This window comes from Pseudomonas sp. VMV1 (genome assembly GCF_056790235.1).
On record NZ_JBXGSE010000006.1, the window covers coordinates 116,663 to 133,699 of the forward strand.

The window sequence follows — 17,037 nt, forward strand, 5'->3', positions numbered from 1 at the left end:
TAAGGGGACAACGAGCGCAGGCAGGGTGCAGAAAAGTTCCCGAGAACTTGCGTGCATGCTTCACATTTTCGCAGCTTGAACGGCGCGAGGGAAGCCGCAGCTGTCAGCGTTGCGCTCTGGTGCTCATCGCTGCAGGATCGGTTCAGCTTCATGGCCACAGGCCAGGCAGTGACTCAGCCATTCGCCGAGAAACAGATTGAGCTGGTTCTTTTCGTCAGGCTGATGCATCGCCTGGTTGGGATAGGGATAGCGCCCGAGCAGGTGCCGGGAGGCCCCCGCCGACACCACTTCCGCCATCCGCGCATCGTGATAGACCCGCACCTCCAGTTCAGGAACCGGCAGCCAGGGCAGCCCCAGCTCCTGGCGGACCCGCAGGGCCGTCGTGTAGGGACAGGCCTCGGTGACCTCCAGCGCGAGCACCCCCAGCGGGCGCTCGCCTTGTGACAGCATGACGCGACGCGAAACCATGGCTTCGCGCATCTTGGGCAGAAGCCGCATCAGCCGCACGTAGTTGGCCTCGCACGTGGCCTGCAGGCCCGGCAGGTCAACTCGATAGCGATCTCGCAGTTTCAGCCCCATAACCCCCGTACCTCGGCGCGATTGAGCGCCAACCATTGCAGGGCGATGATTGCCGCTGCGTTATTGATTCGACCGTCGCGAACCCCGGCCAGTGCCTCGTCCAGCGACCAGACATGGACGCGAATGTCCTCGCCCTCCTCCTCCAGACCATGGACGCCACCGGCGTCCGCGGTGCTACAGCGACCCAGGTAGAGATAGACCTGTTCGTCACTGCCGCCGGGCGAGGGGAAGTAGGTGGAGATGGGCCAGAGCGATTGCAAGGTCAGCCCGGCTTCTTCCTCGGCTTCCCGATGAGCGACCGCCTCGACGGCCTCGCCCTGCTTGTCCACCAAGCCCGCCACCGGCTCAAGCAGCCAGGGATGAGCGGTCTTTTCCATGACGCCGACGCGAAACTGTTCGATCAGCACCACCTCGTCGCGCACCGCATCGTAGGGCAGCACGCAGACGGCATCCGGACGCACGAAGACCTCGCGCTCCAGTTCAGGGCCGAGGTCACCGGAGAACTGCCGGTGGCGCAGCCGGAAACGGGCCATGCGGTAGAAGCCCTGGAAGCAGATCTCGCGACTCAGGATCTCAACGGCAGGCACCTGGGATTCGTTGGCTTCGTTCATGGGCGCTCCAGCGCTGGTAAAAGGTCATCAGATCATCCTAGCGTGCCGCCTGCGCTCGTGCAGCCCCTGACGAGACAAGTCGCGAAACGGGCAACAAGCCAGGAAACCTCTGCCCGGGCCTGGCAAACTTATGGGTCCAGACGGGTTCGAAAGCCGTCGCACTCCGCTTCAACGAAGGTTTCAACGACAAGGAATCCCATGCGTATCCGCCCGCTCCTCCTGCTCGCCGGCCTGCTGCTCGGTGGTTGCCAAAGCGTCTTCGGCCCCAACCTGGACAAACCGCTCACGCCCCGCCACCAGGCCTGGGAGCATCGCCCCGCCGGTTGCCAGGGCGAAGAATGCCCGCTGATCAACATCGACTACGTGGAATTCGGCGAACCGGCGCTGGACGCCCTGGTGCAGCGTCACCTGCTGGGCCTGGCACGGGCCGAGCCGGGGGCACCCATTCCCACTTCGCTCGCGAATTATGAGCGGGACTTCCTCAGCCAGGCCCAGCCACGCTGGAGCAGCTATCTGCAGGCCAAGGTGCGCGAACAGCATGACGGCCTGGTGATCATCGAGTTCTCCAGCTATCTGGCCAATGGCGGCGCCCATGGCCTGGCCGGGCGCGACTTCGTCACCTGGGATCGCCACCTCGATCGGCAGATCACCCTGGGCGACATGCTGGTTCCCGGGCAGGAAGGCGAATTCTGGCGGCTGGCGCAGCTGTCCCGCGAGGCCTGGATGGTCAGCAACGGCGTCGGCGATGCCGAGTTCCGCCAGCAATGGCCCTTCCTCAAGACCAACAACGTGGCCCTGGACTTCGGCGCCCTGACGCTCAAGTACGACATCGGCAGCATAGCGCCCTACGCCATGGGCCATCCGGAGCTGAAGATCCCCTATCCCAAGCTCAACGGCATCCTCAAGGGTGAGTATTTTCCGGGGCGCGGGAAGAGTCGCCAGCCGTAGTCCGCCTTGTTGGGCTTCGACGGTGGAGCCGTCTCAGCCCAATCTACGGTGTCACCTCGGACCGCAACCGACGTAGGTTGGGCTGAGCGCAGCGAAGCCCAACAGGCCCTATTCAGCAGGGCACTGTTGGGCTTCGACGATGGAACCGTCTCAGCCCAACCTACGAGAGCCATGCGCGCCTGACGGGTATGCAATGGGCGTAGGTTGGGTTGAGCGCAGCGAAGCCCAACGGCCGGCCCCTAAACTCGCTTCAACCCCAGCAGCGCCTGTGCGGTACCGGCCACCACGATGGCCGGCAGGGTCGCGCCCCAGGCCGGCAGCAGCGTTGGCAGCAGGTGGTAGACGGCCACACCGAGGGCCCAGGCGACCAGGGACTCCAGGCGCAGTGCCCGTACCTGCTGCGGAGCCTTGCGGCGGCGCAATAGAAAATGATCTACCAGCACCACGCCGAACAGCGGCGCGAACACCGAGCCGATCAGCAGCAGGAAATGCTCGTACTGCGCCAGGGGGACCAGCAGCGCCAGCAGGGTGCAGAGAATGCCGATGGCCAGGGTCAGCTGCCAGATCTTGACCTGGGCCAGGAATCCTGTCGCCACAGCTGCCGAATGATAGGCGGCGAAGGCGTTTTCCGACTCATCCAACAGGATCAGCAGCAGTGGCAGCCCCAGGCCGGCCACGGCCAGGGCGCGCAGCAGGGCGTCGGCTTCACCGCCGCTGGCGAAGGCCAGGGTGTAGGCGAAACCCAGGCCCATCAGCCAGAGGTTGCCGCAGAAATAGCCCAGCATGACGCCCCGCCCGGCGCTGCGTCCGGTGCGGGCGAAGCGGGTGTAGTCGGCGATCACCGGCAGCCAGGACAGCGGCATGGCCACCACCAGATCGAAGCCGAGGGCCTGGGTCAGGGAGCCATCGCCCGGGCGCTGCCAGAGCGCGGCCAGGTCGGCGCGCAGGAACAGGTCCAAGGTCAGCCATCCGCAGGCGCCCAGCAGCAGCCAGATACCCCAGCGGCTGAGGAAACGCCGCACGAAGGTCAGCGGACCGGCCACTGCCAGCGCCGTGGCCAGGGCGCCGAAGACCAGGGTCCAGAGCACCGGCGAGGCCCAGTCCTGCAGACCCCAGCTGCCCAGCAGCACGCTGGCCGCCTCGCGCATCACCACCAGTTCGAAGGCGCCCCAGCCGATCAGCTGGGTGATGTTGAGCACCGCCGGCAGCAGGGCACCGCGCTGGCCGAGGCTCTGGCCCAGGGCGGTCATGCCGGCCAGGCCGGTATCGCTGCCCACCAGGCCGGCGGCCGCCAGCAGCAGCACCCCGACCCCGGTGCCCAGCACCAGCACCAGCAGGCCGTCGGCCAGGCCGAGACCGGGTGCCAGCAGCGCGCCGGCCTGGGCCACCATGAGGCCGATGCCGAGGGAGAACCAGAGGGTGAAGAGGTCGCGCCCGCCAAGGATGCGGCGGTCGGCCGGGACGGGGACGGTGGGGGTGTAGAGGCCGGGGGCCTGGGCCATGATAGGTCTCGTGAGCAAGGGGTTGAGGACGCCCAACGTCGTTGGGTGACGCTGGGCATTGTTGGGCTTCGCTGCGCTCAGCGCCAACCTACGGAAACGGCGTGCTGGCCTAGCGGACGTAGGTTGGGCTGAGACAGCTCTACCGTCGAAGCCCAACGTTGCGGGGTGACCTGGGCATTGTTGGGCTTCGCTGCGCTCAGCGCCAACCTACGGAAACGGCGTGCTGGCCTAGCAGACGTCGGTTGGACTGAGACGGCGTTATCGTCGAAGCCCAACGTTGCAGGGTGACCTGGGCATTGTTGGGCTTCGCTGCGCTCAGCGCCAACCTACGGTGGTTTGTCTGGAACCGTAGGTTGGGTTGAGACGGCTCTATCGTCGAAGCCCAACGTTGCGGGGTCGATCTGGACAACGTTGGGCTTCGCTGCGCTCAACCCAACCTACGCAAGCCCTAGACCTGCTTGTAGATCACCCCGCCTTCGTCCTTGAAGCGCGCGGCCTGTTCCTGGAAGCCGGCCTCGATGGCCTTCTGCTCGTCGGTCAGGCCGTTCTCCTTGGCGTAGTCGCGGACTTCCTGGGTGATCTTCATGGAGCAGAACTTGGGGCCGCACATGGAGCAGAAGTGCGCCACCTTGGCCGAGTCCTTGGGCAGGGTCTCGTCGTGGAAGGCACGCGCCGTGTCCGGGTCCAGGCCCAGGTTGAATTGGTCTTCCCAGCGAAATTCGAAGCGCGCCTTGCTTAGTGCGTTGTCGCGGATCTGGGCGCCGGGATGCCCCTTGGCCAGGTCCGCGGCATGGGCGGCGATCTTGTAGGTGATGATGCCGGTCTTGACGTCGTCCTTGTTGGGCAGGCCCAGGTGCTCCTTGGGCGTCACGTAGCAGAGCATGGCGCAGCCGAACCAGCCGATCATGGCGGCGCCGATGCCGCTGGTGATGTGGTCGTAGCCAGGGGCGATATCGGTGGTCAGGGGGCCGAGGGTGTAGAACGGCGCCTCATCGCAGCACTCCAGCTGCTTGTCCATGTTTTCCTTGATCAGCTGCATCGGCACATGGCCCGGGCCTTCGATCATGGTCTGGACGTCGTGCTTCCAGGCGATCTTGGTCAGCTCGCCGAGGGTTTCCAGCTCGCCGAACTGGGCGGCGTCGTTGGCATCGGCGATGGAGCCCGGACGCAGGCCGTCACCCAGGGAGAAGCTCACGTCGTAGGCCTGCATGATCTCGCAGATGTCTTCGAAGTGGGTGTAGAGGAAGTTTTCCTTGTGATGTGCCAGGCACCACTTGGCCATGATGGAGCCGCCGCGGGAAACGATGCCGGTGACGCGCTTGGCGGTCAGGGGCACGTAGTGCAGGCGCACCCCGGCATGGATGGTGAAGTAGTCCACGCCCTGCTCCGCCTGCTCGATGAGGGTGTCGCGGAACAGTTCCCAGGTCAGCTCCTCGGCGACGCCATCGACCTTTTCCAGGGCCTGGTAGATGGGCACGGTGCCGATGGGGACCGGTGAGTTGCGGATGATCCACTCACGGGTCTCGTGGATGTGCTTGCCGGTGGACAGGTCCATCACGGTGTCGGCGCCCCAGCGGATGCCCCAGGTCAGCTTTTCCACCTCTTCCTCGATGGAAGAGCCCAGGGCGCTGTTGCCGATATTGCCGTTGATCTTCACCAGGAAGTTGCGGCCGATGATCATCGGCTCCAGCTCCAGGTGGTTGATGTTGGCCGGGATGATGGCGCGGCCGCGGGCCACCTCGTCGCGGACGAACTCCGGCGTGATCTCCTGGGGAATGCTGGCACCGAAGCTCTGGCCGCGGTGCTGGTTGCCGAGCAGGCCAGCGGCGCGGGCCTCCTGCAGCTTCATGTTCTCGCGGATGGCGATGTATTCCATCTCCGGCGTGACGATGCCCTGGCGGGCATAGTGCATCTGGGAGACGTTGCGCCCGGCCTTGGCTCGACGCGGCTGGCGCGCCAGGTCGAATCTCAGGGCGGCGAGGCTCGGATCGGCGAGCCGCGCCTGGCCGAATTCGGAGGAGAGGCCGGCCAGCAGTTCGGTGTCACCGCGCTCTTCGATCCAGCGTGAACGCACGTCCGGCAGGCCCTTGCGCAGGTCGATGCGGGCGGTCGGGTCGGTGTAGGGACCGGAGGTGTCATAGACGAACACCGGGGCGTTCTTTTCACCGCCGAACGCGGTGGGGGTATCGGCGAGGGAGATTTCCCGCACCGGCACGCGAATGTCGGGACGCGAGCCAGTCAGATAGACCTTGCGCGAATTGGGCAACGGCTGGGTGGACTGGCGGTCGACGCGGGTAAAGTCGGTGACGTTGTTCTGCTTGTTCATCGAGGCTCTCCTGGTGGGCGCGTTGCCGAGGGAAGAACCTGGACGAAGGGGTGGGCACGCAGGAAGACGCAAGCCCGGACGGATGGCGACCACGGAGACGAATGCGGACGCCCTCTTGTTCCCTACGCAGGTTGACGCACCGCCATGCGGCGCGCCTAGCCTGATCAGGTTCAACGGGATCCGGGACTACCCGATCTCAGCGCCTCGTAGCGCACCCCGACAAGAACGCGGTCAGTGTAAACCCAGACTGGCAGAAACTTCGACCGCTATTTCCTCTCCTATGGCGGATTCGGACGAAGTCACTACACTGGCCCGGTCCCTCAAGGAAGGCTCCAAGAATGCGAAGATTCCTGCTGCTCGCGGCGCTCTGCACCACGGCCGGTCTGGCCCAGGCCCAGGTGGCCGGCAATGGCCTGCTCGACGTCTACCGCGAGGCGCTGGACAACAACGCCGATCTGGCCGCCGAGCGCGCCGGTCTCGGCGCCCAGCGCGAAGCGGTGCCCCAGGCACGGGCCGGCCTACTGCCGCAACTCGGCCTTGGCGCCCAGTTCAACGACACCCACACCAGCCTGGAGCTGAAGGACAATCCCGCGCTGGGCGTCCAAGGTGGCCGCTACAGCAGCGATCGCAGCAGCCAGCTGATCCAGGCCACCCTCAGCCAGCCACTGTTCCGTGCCGACCGCTGGTTCCAGCTCAAGGCCGCCCAGGCCGCCACCGAGCAGGCCGAGCTGCAGTTTTCCGCCGCCCAGCAGCAACTGATCCTGCAGACCGCCGAGGGCTATTTCAGCGCCCTGCGCGCCCAGGACGCCCTGGCCACCGCCCGTGCCGAGGAAAAGGCCTTGTACCGCCAGCTGGACCAGTCCCGCGAGCGCTACAAGGTCGGCCTGACCGACGACACCGACGTGCTCCAGGCCCAGGCCAGCTTCGACAATGCCCAGGCCAACCGCTCGCAGAGCGAGCAGCAGGTGGCCGACGCCTTCCAGGCCCTGACCCGTCTGACCGATCGTGACTACGGCAGCATCGCCGGCATTCGCCACGACCTGCCGATCCTGCCGCCGCAGCCCAACGATGCCCGGCAGTGGGTGGACACCGCCATGCGCCAGAATCTGCAGCTGCTGGCTGCCGGCCAGGGCGTGAACGCGGCCCAGGAAACCCTGCGCCAGCGTCGCGCCGGGCACCTGCCGACGGTGGATGCGGTGGCGCGCTACAGCCACAGCGACAACGATGCGGTGAATCTGCCCAACGCCGAGCAGCTGGCGCTGTTCGGCAGCCCGGTCAACAGCCGCAGCATCGGTATCCAAGTGGAGCTACCGCTGTACAGCGGCGGCGCCACCAGCTCCCAGGCGCGTCAGGCCTACCAGCAGCTGGACCGGAGCGAACAGCAGCAGGAAAGCCTGCGCCGCCAGGTGGTGCAGAACACCCGCAATGCCCATCGGGCGATCAACACCGACATCGAGCAGGTGCGTGCCCGACGGCTGTCCATCGCCTCCAGCCAGCGCGCCCTGCGCGCCACCGAGATCGCCTACCAGGTGGGCAGCCGCACCATCGTAGATGTGCTCGACGCCCAGCGGCTGCTGTACAACGCCGTGCGCCAGTACAACGACGCCCGCTACAACTACATCCTGGATACCCTAAGACTCAAGCAGGCAGCCGGCACCCTGGCGCCCAACGACCTGCTGGCGCTGTCGGGCTATCTCGACCCCCACTACGACCCGGACCGCGACTTCCTGCCGCCGGACCTGGCCAAGACCCGCGCCGACGTCCTGCCGGCGCGCTCGGCTCAGGGCGTGAGCAATTTATCCAGTCCGGAGAGCAGACGCTCCAGCGCGCCCTGATTGGCGGCCAACACCGCCAGACCCGCCTGCCGGCGTCGCTCGGCTTCCGCCGGTTCGGCCCAGAGTCGGGCCACGGCGGCAGCAATGGCCGAGGCTTCCGCTACTGTTTCCAAAGCGCCGGCGTCGCGCAACTGGGCGACGATGTCGAGGAAGTTGAATACGTGCGGACCGCTGAGCACCGGCACCCCCAGGGCCGCCGGCTCCAGCGGATTGTGGCCGCCACGCTCGATCAGGCTGCCACCGACGAAGGCCACGTCGGCCAGGGCGTAGAGAAACAGCAGCTCGCCCATGGTGTCGCCCAGCAGGACCTGGGTCTGCGGTTGCACCGCCTCCCCCGTCGAGCGCTGGATCACGCTGAAATCTTCGCGGCGCACCTCGGCCAGTACCTCGGGAAAGCGCTCGGGATGACGCGGCACCAGGATCAGCAGGGCATCGGGGCATGCGGCCAGCAGTTGGTGATGGGCCTGGAGCAGGATCTCGTCTTCACCGGCATGGGTGCTGGCGGCGATCCACACCGGGCGATGGCCCCAATCCTGGCGCAGCGCAGCCGCGCAGGCCGGCAGCTCGGGATCGATGCGCAGGTCGAACTTGATGGAACCGGTCACCGCGACCCGCTCGGCACGGGCACCGAGGGCGCGGAAGCGCTCGGCTTCCACCGGCGTCTGCACCGCGAGCCAGGCCAGTTCCGCCAGCATCGGCGCGGTCACCCCGCCCAGTTTTCCGTAGCCACGGGCGGAACGCTCGGACAGCCGGCCATTGGCCAGGGCGATGGGAACGTCGCGGCGCGCCGCCTGGTGGATGAGGTTGGGCCAGAGCTCGGTTTCCATCACCACCCCCAGACTCGGTCGCAGCCGGTCGAGGAAACGCCCGGCCAGGCAGGGCAGGTCGTAGGGCAGATAGCAGTGATAGACCTCGTCACCGAACAGGGCGCGAATGCGCTCCGAGCCGGTGGGCGTCATGCAGGTCACGGTGATCGGCAGCTGCGGATGGCGCTGGCGCAGGGCGCGGATCACCGGCGCGGCGGCGATGCTCTCCCCCACCGACACCGCATGCACCCAGATGCCGCCGGGAGGTACCGCCGGTAGTCCCAGTGCCAGGCGCTCGCCGATACGTTGCCGATAGGCGGGAGCCCTGCGTCCGCGCCAGAGCAGGCGCAGCAGGATGAAGGGCAAGGCCAGGGTAAAGATCAGGCTATAGAGGGTACGGTTCATGGCGGCAGAGCTTAATGAAGCAAGGCCGCCAGTGCGAGCCCGATCCTAATGCGAATGCCGTGGCGTCCCGCCTTCGCGGGCGATCACCTTGAGGTGCAGGGTGGCCGGTTCCAGGCAGCCGCCGGTGGAGAGCTGGCCCACCAGTTGCCGATAGAGCTCCTGCCAGGGGGTCTGGGCCGGCGGCAGGTTGGGCGTCCATTCGGCGCGGCGGCGCTCCAGCTCGGCATCGTCGAGCAGCACATCGACGCTGCGGGCGTTGAGGTCCACACGCAGCCGGTCGTTGGTCTTGAGCAGGGCCAGGCCACCACCCACCGCCGCCTCCGGCGACATGTTGAGGATCGAGGGACTGGCCGAGGTGCCGCTCTGGCGACCGTCGCCCAGGCATGGCAGGGAATCGATGCCCTTCTTGATCAGCGCCGCCGGGGGTGCCATGTTGACCACCTCGGCGCTGCCCGGATAGCCCACCGGACCGGCGCCGCGGATCACCAGGATACAGCGCTCGTCGATGTCCAGGGCCGGGTCGTCGATGCGCGCGTGATAGTCCTCGGGGCCTTCGAAGACGATGGCCCGCGCTTCGAAGCTGTTTTCCTTGCCCGGTTCAGCCAGGTAGGTCTGGCGGAAGGCCTCGCCCACCACCGACATCTTCATGATGGCGCTGTCGAAGAAATTGCCACTGAGCACGATGAAGCCGGCGCGGTGCTTGAGCGGGGCCTCATAAGGCTGGATCACGGCGGGATCCGAGCTGGCCGCGCCTTCGGCGATGGCACCGATGGTCTTGCCGGAAACGGTCAGGCAGTCGCCGTGCAGGCGACCGGCCTTGAGCAGCTCGTGAAGGACCGCCGGCACCCCGCCAGCGCGGTGGAAGCCCTCGCCCAGGTACTTGCCGGCTGGCATGCAGTTGGCCAGCAGCGGGATGTCCTCGCCCAGGCGCTGCCAGTCGTCCAGCGACAGTTCCACGCCCATGTGGCGGGCGATGGCGATCAGGTGCGGCGGGCAGTTGCTGGAAGCACCCAGGGCCGAGGCCACCACGATGGCGTTCTCGAAGGCCTCGCGGGTCATGATCTGCGAGGGGCGGACGTCGTCCAGCACCAGCTGGCAGATGCGCTTGCCGGTGGCATAGGCCATCTGGCCGCGTTCGCGATAGGGCGCGGGGATGCTGGCGCAGCCGGGCAGCGACATGCCCAGGGTCTCGGCCAGGGCATTCATCGACAGGGCCGTGCCCATGGTGTTGCAGTGGCCCACCGAGGGCGAGGCGGCGGTGGTCAGGGCCATGAAGCCCTCGTAGTCGATCTCGCCGGTCGCCAGCAGGTTGCGCGCGTGCCAGAGCACGGTGCCGGAGCCGATCAGCTCACCCTTGAAATGGCCGTCCAGCATGGGGCCACCGGACAGCACGATGGCCGGCAGGTCGGTGGTGGCCGCGGCCATCAGGCAGGCCGGGGTGGTCTTGTCGCAGCCGGTGGTGAGCACCACACCATCCAGGGGAAAGCCGTGCAAGATCTCCACCAGGCCGAGGTAGGCCAGGTTGCGATCCAGGGCCGCGGTGGGGCGGCGACTCTGCTCGGCAATGGGGTGCACCGGGAATTCCATGGGGATGCCGCCCGCGTCGCGGATACCGGCCTTGACCCGCTGGGCCAGCTCCAGGTGATGACGATTGCAGGGGGTGAGGTCGCTACCGGTCTGGGCGATGCCGATGATGGGGCGGCCGGACTGGAGTTCGTCACGGGTCAGGCCGTAGTTCATATAGCGCTCGACATAGAGCGCGGTCATGTCGGCGTGGGCAGGGTCATCGAACCATTGCTGGCTGCGCAGCGGGCGTTTGGCGGAAGTCATGATGGTCTCTAGTTGTTATTAGGAAAGAGCGGTTAGCGGCCCAGCAAGCCACGGGCGGCCAGGTTGTGCATCAGGGCGCCGAGGCCGAAGCGCCAGGCCGGGGCCTGGTCGCTGGTGGTCACCCTATTGTGCAGGGTCCCCAGCAGCGGGCTGGCGATGCTCACCACGTCCCCTACCTTGTGGGTGAAGCCACCGCCCGGGGCGTCGCGATCCTGGGTCGGGGCGAACAGGGTACCGAGGAACAGCAGGAAGCCGTCGGGATACTGGTGGTTGGCATTGAGCGTCTGGGCCGCGAGGTCCGCGGGATCACGGCTGATCTGCGCCATGGAGCTGCTGCCATTGAGGTGAAAGCCGTCTTCGCCCCTCACCTCCAGGGTCACCACGCACTGGCGGACCCGGTCGAGATCGAAGGTCTCGTCGAACAGGCGGATGAAGGGCCCCAGGGCGCAGGAGGCGTTGTTGTCTTTGGCCTTGCTCAGTAGCAGGGCGCTGCGGCCCTCGATGTCGCGCAGATTGACGTCGTTGCCCAGGGTAGCGCCATGCAGGCGGCCGCGGCTGTCCGCCACCAGCACCACCTCGGGTTCGGGATTGTTCCATTGGGACACGGGGTGAATGCCGATGGCGCTGCCGCTGCCGACCGCGGCCAGCACCGGCGCCTTGGTGAAGATCTCGGCGTCCGGCCCGATACCCACCTCCAGGTACTGCGACCACATGCCCTTCTCGATCAGCAGCGCTTTGAGCGCCTGGGCGCGCGGACTGCCCGGCTCCAGGCCCTGCAGATCCGCGCCGATCACCGCCTGCACCTGCTCGCGGATGGCCACGGCGCGCCCGGCATCGCCACCGGCCTGCTCCTCGATCACCCGTTCCAGCATGCTGGCGGCAAAGGTCACGCCGGCGGCTTTGATCACCTGCAGGTCGGCCGGCGGCAGCAGGTGCAGACGTGCGGGATCGGCCTGCTCGCCACTGTTGGCCAGCAGCTCCTCAAGGCTGCCGAGGTAGCGCCCAGGAGTATCGCGCAGGGCCTGCAGCGGCGCCTCTTCCTCGAACAGGGCGCTCAGCGTAGCGAAGCGTGCCGAGACATCGAAGACGCCGTCTTCGCGCAGCATCACGGGCGAGGGACCGGCCAGCGGACCGGGCACCCAGGCACGGCCCACCAGGGTGCCGGCCAGGCCATCGGCGGGGAGAGTATTGGCAGGCGAAAGACGAAGGGGCATGGGCAGGACTCCAGGGTTGATGGGTCCACGCTAGGCAGCCAGACTGATAAACTCAAATGGGCTTATCTCATCATTCGATAACCAATGCTTATCGCCCAGGAGGCGTCCTTGTCCGAGCCGTCGTTCAGCCAGATCTGCCACTGGCTCAAGTTTCGCCACCTGCTGCTGATCGACACCCTGGGCCGCACCCGCAACATGCACCTGGCCGCGCAGCAGATGAACCTCAGCCAGCCGGCCATCAGCAAGATGCTCAAGGAGATCGAGCACCTGCTCGGCTTCGCCCTGTTCGAGCGCCAGCCGCGCAGCATGCCGCCCACGGCGCTGGGCGAGCACGTGCTGCGTTACGCCCGGGTGGCACTCAACGATGCCCGCGACTTCGCCGAGCAGATCGACAGCCTGAGACGCGGCGGTCACGGCCAGCTCAAGGTCGGTGGCATCTTCGCTGCCACGGCGGTGGCCCTGCCGCAGGCCATCGTCGCGATCAAGCAGCGCTGGCCGCTGCTGGCCATCGAGGTGGTGGAGCAGACCAGCGATCACCTGATGGAGATGCTCGACGACAAACTGCTGCACCTGGCGGTGGCACGCTTCACCGACGAAGCCCAGGCCCAGCGTTTCGACTTCCAGCCCCTGGCGCCGGAGCCCTTCCGCTTCGTGGTCAACGCCGATCATCCGCTGGTGGGCAGCGGCCCCGTGGGCCTCGACCAGGTGCTGGCCTGGCCCTGGATCCTCTATCCCAAGGGCACGCCGATTCGCGGGCGCATGGAGCGGGCCTTCGCCGCCGCCGGCCTGCCGGTGCCGAGCAACACCATCGATACCATTTCCATGCAGACCTTTCTCCAGGTGCTGCGCGCCGGCCCCATGATCGGCATGCTGCCCGAGGCCATGGTCGAACCCTATCTCGCCAGCGGCGCGCTCAGTGCCCTGGAGCTGCCGCTGCACCTGCCGGCGCAGGACTACGGCATCCTCACCCGCAAGGGCGAACCCCTCGGCGAGGCGGCCCGGGAATTCGCCGCCATCCTGCTGAGCCATGCCGGTCGCGAGGAGTCCGCAGCCTAGACAATTCGATAACGCGCCGTTATCGAATGATCCGCAAATGCCATTGGGAAAGAATCGCTTGCGCTCCTAGAGTGGCCTGGCGTTTCAGACGGCCAGTTTCACTTCACCGGCCGCCTTCGACCTCTTCATAACAACAACGGGCCTCAAGGCCCCGAAGGTCATTCCCATGTTCGAAACCACCGCTCCCCAGGGCGCCGCTGGCGACGCCTTCGAAGAACGCACCTACCGCAAGGTGGTGCTGCGTATCCTGCCGATCCTGCTGCTGTGCTACATCGCCGCCTACCTGGACCGGGTCAACGTCGGCTTCGCCAAGCTGGACATGCTCGACGACCTGGGCTTCAGCAACACCGTCTACGCGCTCGGCGCCAGCATGTTCTTCTGGGGCTATTTCCTCTTCGAGGTCCCCAGCAACCTGCTGCTGCACCGCTACGGCGCGCGCTTCTGGATCGCCCGCATCATGCTGACCTGGGCCATCGTGTCCATGGCGGTGGCCTTCACCCAGCCGCTGGCGCACGCGCTGGGCATGCAGTCGAGCACGCTGTTCTATACCCTGCGCTTCCTGCTCGGCATCTGCGAGGCAGGCTTCTTTCCCGGCGTGGTGCTCTATCTCAACTACTGGTTCCCGACCCAGCGCCAGAGTCGGGTGATGTCCGGTTTCCTGGTCGCCCTGCCCTTCAGCCTGAGCTTTGGCGGCGTGCTTTCCGGCTGGCTGATGAGCAGCCTGCACGACTGGCACGGCCTGGCCGGCTGGCAGTGGATGCTGCTGGTGGAAGGGGTGCCCTCGATCATCATGGCGGTGGTGGTGTTCTGCTGCCTGAGCGACAACATCGACAAGGCGCCCTGGCTGGACGCCCGGGAAAAGGCCCTGCTCAAGCGCAACCTGGACCAGCACAACGCTGGCAAGGCGTCGCGGCTGAGCGAGGTCTTTCTCAATCCGCGGGTCTGGCTGCTGGTGTTCATCCTGCTGACCTTCAACACCGGCTTCTATGGCCTGGCCTTCTGGATGCCCTCGATCATCAAGAACGCCGGGGTCAGCGGCAGCCTGCAGATCGGCCTGCTCACCGCCATCCCCTACAGCGTCGCCCTGGTGGTCATGCTGCTCAACGCCCGCCACTCGGCGCGCACCGGCGAGCAGCGCATGCATGCGGCGGTACCGGCCTTCGTCGGCGCCCTGGGGCTGGTGCTGAGTGCCTGGTTCATCCACAACATCGTGCTGTCGATCTTCTTCCTCACCGTGGCCGCCTCGGGGCTGCTGGCGCTGATGCCGATCTTCTGGTCGCTGCCCGGCACCCTGCTCTCCGGCGTCGCCGCGGCGGCGGGCATCGGCATGATCAACGCCATCGGCAACCTCTCCGGCTTCACCGGCTCCATGATCACCGCGACCATGGAAACCCTCACCGGCGACATCAACAACGGCACCTATGTGCTCGGCGCCTGCCTGTTCGTCAGCGGCCTGCTGATCCTGGCGATCCCGGCGTCGATGCTGCACCGGGCGCCGACCGCCGTGCCGCTCGACCTCAAGACCGCCTAGCCGGCCTCGGGCACGGCCGAGCGCCCGGCTCCCGCGGCGCTCGGTCGCCCGATCCCCAGCGCCATCACCGCCGCGACGATGCCGGTCAACCCAGCCAATACCAGGGCCTCCTGGTAGGAACCGAAGTGCTCGCGCAAGGCCCCGGCGAGAAAGGCCGCGCAGGCGGCGCCGAGCATGTGGCCGCAGAACACCCAGCCGAACACCACCGGCGCGCTCTTTTCGCCAAAGCTCTGGTTGGTCAGCTTGACCGTGGGCGGCACGGTGGCGATCCAGTCCAGCCCGTAGAAGATGCCGAACAGCAGCAGTTGCTCGGGGGCGAAGCCGGAGAACGGCAGGTAGATCAGCGAGAGGCCGCGCAGGCTGTAGTAGACGAACAGCAGCCGGCGCGGATCGTATCTGTCGGTCAGCCAGCCGGAGGCGGTGGTGCCCACCAGGTCGAAGATGCCCATCAGCGCGAGGATGCCGGCGGCCTGCACCTGGGACAGCCCATGATCGTGGCCCATGGCGATGAAGTGGGTGCCGATCAGGCCATTGGTGGTGAAGCCGCAGACGAAGAAGGTCAGGAACAGTAGCCAGAAATCGCGCCGCCGGCTGGCCATGGCCAGGGTGCCGAGGGTCACGCGAAACAGATTGCCCGGTGCGGAGGCCGCTGGCGCCTGGTAGTCCGTTGGGGCGCCATGGGGCCGCAGGCCGACGTCCGCCGGCCGCTCCGGCAGCAGCCAGGCTACCAGCGGGATCAGGGCGGCGCTGGCCACGGCCACGGTCAGCACCACGGTCTGCCAGCCTTCCTGACTGGTGAGATGGGCCAGCAGCGGCAGGAACACCAGGTTGCCGGTGGCGGTACTGGCGGCGAGCAGACCCATCATCAAGCCCCGGCGGGCGACGAACCAGCGATTGACGATGGCGGCGCCGAGCACCATGGCCACGCAACCGGTACCCAGGCCGCTGAGCACGCCCCAGGTGGCGACGAGGTGCCAGGGCTCGCGCATCAGGGTGCTCAGGGCGGTGGCCAGGCTGATCAGGGTCAGGCCGCCGAGCAGGGTGCGACGGATGCCCAGGGTCTGCATCAGGGCGGCGGCGAAGGGCCCGACCAGGCCATAGAGAAAGATGCCGATGGCGGCGGAAAGCGAGATCGTCTCACGACTCCAGCCAAAGGTCTCCTGCAACGGTAGCAGCAGTACGCCAGGCGTGGACCTCACCCCGGCCGAAACCAGCAGGGCGAGAAAGATCAGCGCCAGGACGATGAAGACGTAGCGTTGGCCGAGGGCGGGGGTTGTGGTCATGGCGATCATCCCGGATCGAGGAGGAATGACCCGAGTATCGCAGCGCTCGCGCCTTGGCGCTGGTCAAGCTGCCCCACGGATTCGGCCAGAATATGGCTGTCATGGGAAGAGGCCATGGGCGAGCGCTGAGGCTCCGTCATGTTGGGCTTCGCTTTCGCTCAGCGCCAACCTACGGCGCTCGACGTAGGTTAGGTTGAGCGAAAGCGAAGCCCAACACATCGATTTCAACCAATCGCCCGCAACTCCTCCGCCAGCCGCTGGGCCAGCCAGCGCGCCGCCGGCCCCGGCGCGGCATTGCGGCGCCAGGCCAGCTCCACCACCAGCGCCGGCGGCACCCAGTCGCAATCCAGCTCGGCCAGCAACCCCTGGTAGGAGGGATAGCGCGCCACGTGCCGCGGCAGCCAGCCCCAGCCCAGGCCGCGCATCAGCAGTTCGGCGAGCAGATAGAAGCTGTCGGCGCGCCAGACCTGGGGCGCGATCTGCTCGCCACCGGGATAGGGATTCTCCAGCGGTGCGATGAGCAGCTGACGGTGGCGGGCCAGTTCGCGCCGCCCTACCCCGCGCTGGCTGGCCAGCGGATGCTGGGCGCCGCAGGCGGTGACCTGGGCGACATCACCCAGGGCCTGGCGCTCCAGGGCCTGAGGCATGTGCTCATGGCGAAACAGCAGGCCGAGGTCGGCCTGCTTGGTCAGCAGCTTGCGCGCCACATCGCCCTGGGCGCCGCTGGTGAGCTGGACTTCCAGATGCGGGAAGGCCGCGGCCAGGGCGTCCAGCGCATCGAGCACCGGCTGGTAGGGCATGGCTTCGTCCAGCGCCAGGCGCAACAAAGGCTCCTGACCGGCGCAGAGGGCCTGGGCACGGCTGTCCAGCCGCTGGCATTGACGCAGGACCTCCCTCGCCTCCTCCAGCAAGGCCAGACCGGCCGCGGTGATGACCGGCGTACGACCATTGCTGCGCTCGAACAGCGCGACGCCCAGATCGCTCTCCAGCAGAGCGATGGCGGTACTCACCGCCGACTGCGCCCGTCCCAGACGGCGCGCTATGGCGGAGAAGCTCGCGCCCTCGGCGACGCCGACGAAGATCTCCAATTGCTCCAGATTCCACTGCACGA

The 17,037-nt window shown here is 67.0% G+C and carries 13 protein-coding genes and 1 riboswitch; of the genes, 4 read left to right on the forward strand and 9 right to left on the reverse strand.

What is annotated here, in order from left to right; translation table 11 throughout:
- Positions 1–123 precede the first annotated feature (123 nt).
- Both ACUCV0_RS18375 and ACUCV0_RS18380 read right to left on the reverse strand, forming a co-directional pair.
- Positions 124–579 (reverse strand): DUF1249 domain-containing protein, encoded by a 456-nt coding sequence (locus ACUCV0_RS18375; protein ID WP_059316015.1) that lies wholly within the window; start codon positions 577–579, stop codon positions 124–126.
- Positions 570–1,190 (reverse strand): NUDIX domain-containing protein, encoded by a 621-nt coding sequence (locus ACUCV0_RS18380; RefSeq protein ID WP_059316016.1) that lies wholly within the window; start codon positions 1,188–1,190, stop codon positions 570–572. The genes ACUCV0_RS18375 and ACUCV0_RS18380 overlap by 10 nt, the downstream gene beginning before the upstream one ends.
- 198 nt (positions 1,191–1,388) lie before the next feature.
- Between ACUCV0_RS18380 and ACUCV0_RS18385 the strand changes: the two genes are divergently transcribed.
- Complete coding sequence (locus ACUCV0_RS18385) at positions 1,389–2,138, forward strand: RsiV family protein (RefSeq protein ID WP_271655801.1); 750 nt, start codon at positions 1,389–1,391, stop codon at positions 2,136–2,138.
- 239 nt (positions 2,139–2,377) lie between these two features.
- Here the strand turns inward: ACUCV0_RS18385 and cytX are convergent, their stop codons facing one another.
- A complete protein-coding gene (gene cytX / locus ACUCV0_RS18390; protein WP_482213331.1) occupies positions 2,378–3,640 on the reverse strand; it encodes a putative hydroxymethylpyrimidine transporter CytX in 1,263 nt (420 codons plus the stop codon).
- Between the two features lie 448 nt (positions 3,641–4,088).
- On the reverse strand, positions 4,089–5,966 hold the full coding sequence (gene thiC, locus ACUCV0_RS18395) for a phosphomethylpyrimidine synthase ThiC (protein ID WP_017640759.1): 1,878 nt from the start codon (positions 5,964–5,966) through the stop codon (positions 4,089–4,091).
- A gap of 102 nt (positions 5,967–6,068) precedes the next feature.
- Positions 6,069–6,195, reverse strand: a riboswitch (TPP riboswitch).
- A 109-nt stretch (positions 6,196–6,304) separates the two neighbouring features.
- On the opposite strand from thiC, the gene ACUCV0_RS18400 reads away from it, so the two are divergent.
- Positions 6,305–7,801, forward strand: coding sequence for a TolC family outer membrane protein (locus ACUCV0_RS18400; protein WP_271655804.1), 1,497 nt, complete (start codon positions 6,305–6,307; stop codon positions 7,799–7,801).
- Here ACUCV0_RS18400 and waaA read toward each other — a convergent pair.
- From waaA to ACUCV0_RS18415, 3 genes are read right to left on the reverse strand one after another with little or no spacing between them, the layout of a single operon-like run.
- Positions 7,747–9,012, reverse strand: a complete 1,266-nt coding sequence (gene waaA / locus ACUCV0_RS18405; RefSeq protein ID WP_482213332.1) for a lipid IV(A) 3-deoxy-D-manno-octulosonic acid transferase — start codon at positions 9,010–9,012, stop codon at positions 7,747–7,749. The genes ACUCV0_RS18400 and waaA overlap by 55 nt on opposite strands.
- A 45-nt stretch (positions 9,013–9,057) precedes the next feature.
- Positions 9,058–10,842, reverse strand: coding sequence for an IlvD/Edd family dehydratase (locus ACUCV0_RS18410; RefSeq protein ID WP_323149931.1), 1,785 nt, complete (start codon positions 10,840–10,842; stop codon positions 9,058–9,060).
- A gap of 32 nt (positions 10,843–10,874) precedes the next feature.
- The gene (locus tag ACUCV0_RS18415) at positions 10,875–12,056 is read right to left on the reverse strand and encodes a fumarylacetoacetate hydrolase family protein (RefSeq protein ID WP_482213333.1); all 1,182 of its coding nucleotides are present in this window, start codon (positions 12,054–12,056) and stop codon (positions 10,875–10,877) included.
- 108 nt (positions 12,057–12,164) lie between these two features.
- Between ACUCV0_RS18415 and ACUCV0_RS18420 the strand changes: the two genes are divergently transcribed.
- Both ACUCV0_RS18420 and ACUCV0_RS18425 read left to right on the forward strand, forming a co-directional pair.
- Positions 12,165–13,112: a LysR family transcriptional regulator gene (locus tag ACUCV0_RS18420; protein WP_059316024.1), complete on the forward strand. Its 948-nt coding sequence runs from the start codon at positions 12,165–12,167 to the stop codon at positions 13,110–13,112.
- Positions 13,113–13,278: 166 nt separating this feature from the next.
- Complete coding sequence (locus ACUCV0_RS18425) at positions 13,279–14,643, forward strand: MFS transporter (RefSeq protein WP_271655809.1); 1,365 nt, start codon at positions 13,279–13,281, stop codon at positions 14,641–14,643.
- On the opposite strand, the gene ACUCV0_RS18430 is transcribed toward ACUCV0_RS18425, so the two are convergent.
- A complete protein-coding gene (locus ACUCV0_RS18430) occupies positions 14,640–15,926 on the reverse strand; it encodes an MFS transporter (protein ID WP_482213334.1) in 1,287 nt (428 codons plus the stop codon). The genes ACUCV0_RS18425 and ACUCV0_RS18430 overlap by 4 nt on opposite strands.
- 224 nt (positions 15,927–16,150) lie before the next feature.
- The gene (locus ACUCV0_RS18435) at positions 16,151–17,035 is read right to left on the reverse strand and encodes a LysR family transcriptional regulator (RefSeq protein WP_482213335.1); all 885 of its coding nucleotides are present in this window, start codon (positions 17,033–17,035) and stop codon (positions 16,151–16,153) included.
- Between the last annotated feature and the right edge of the window lie 2 nt (positions 17,036–17,037).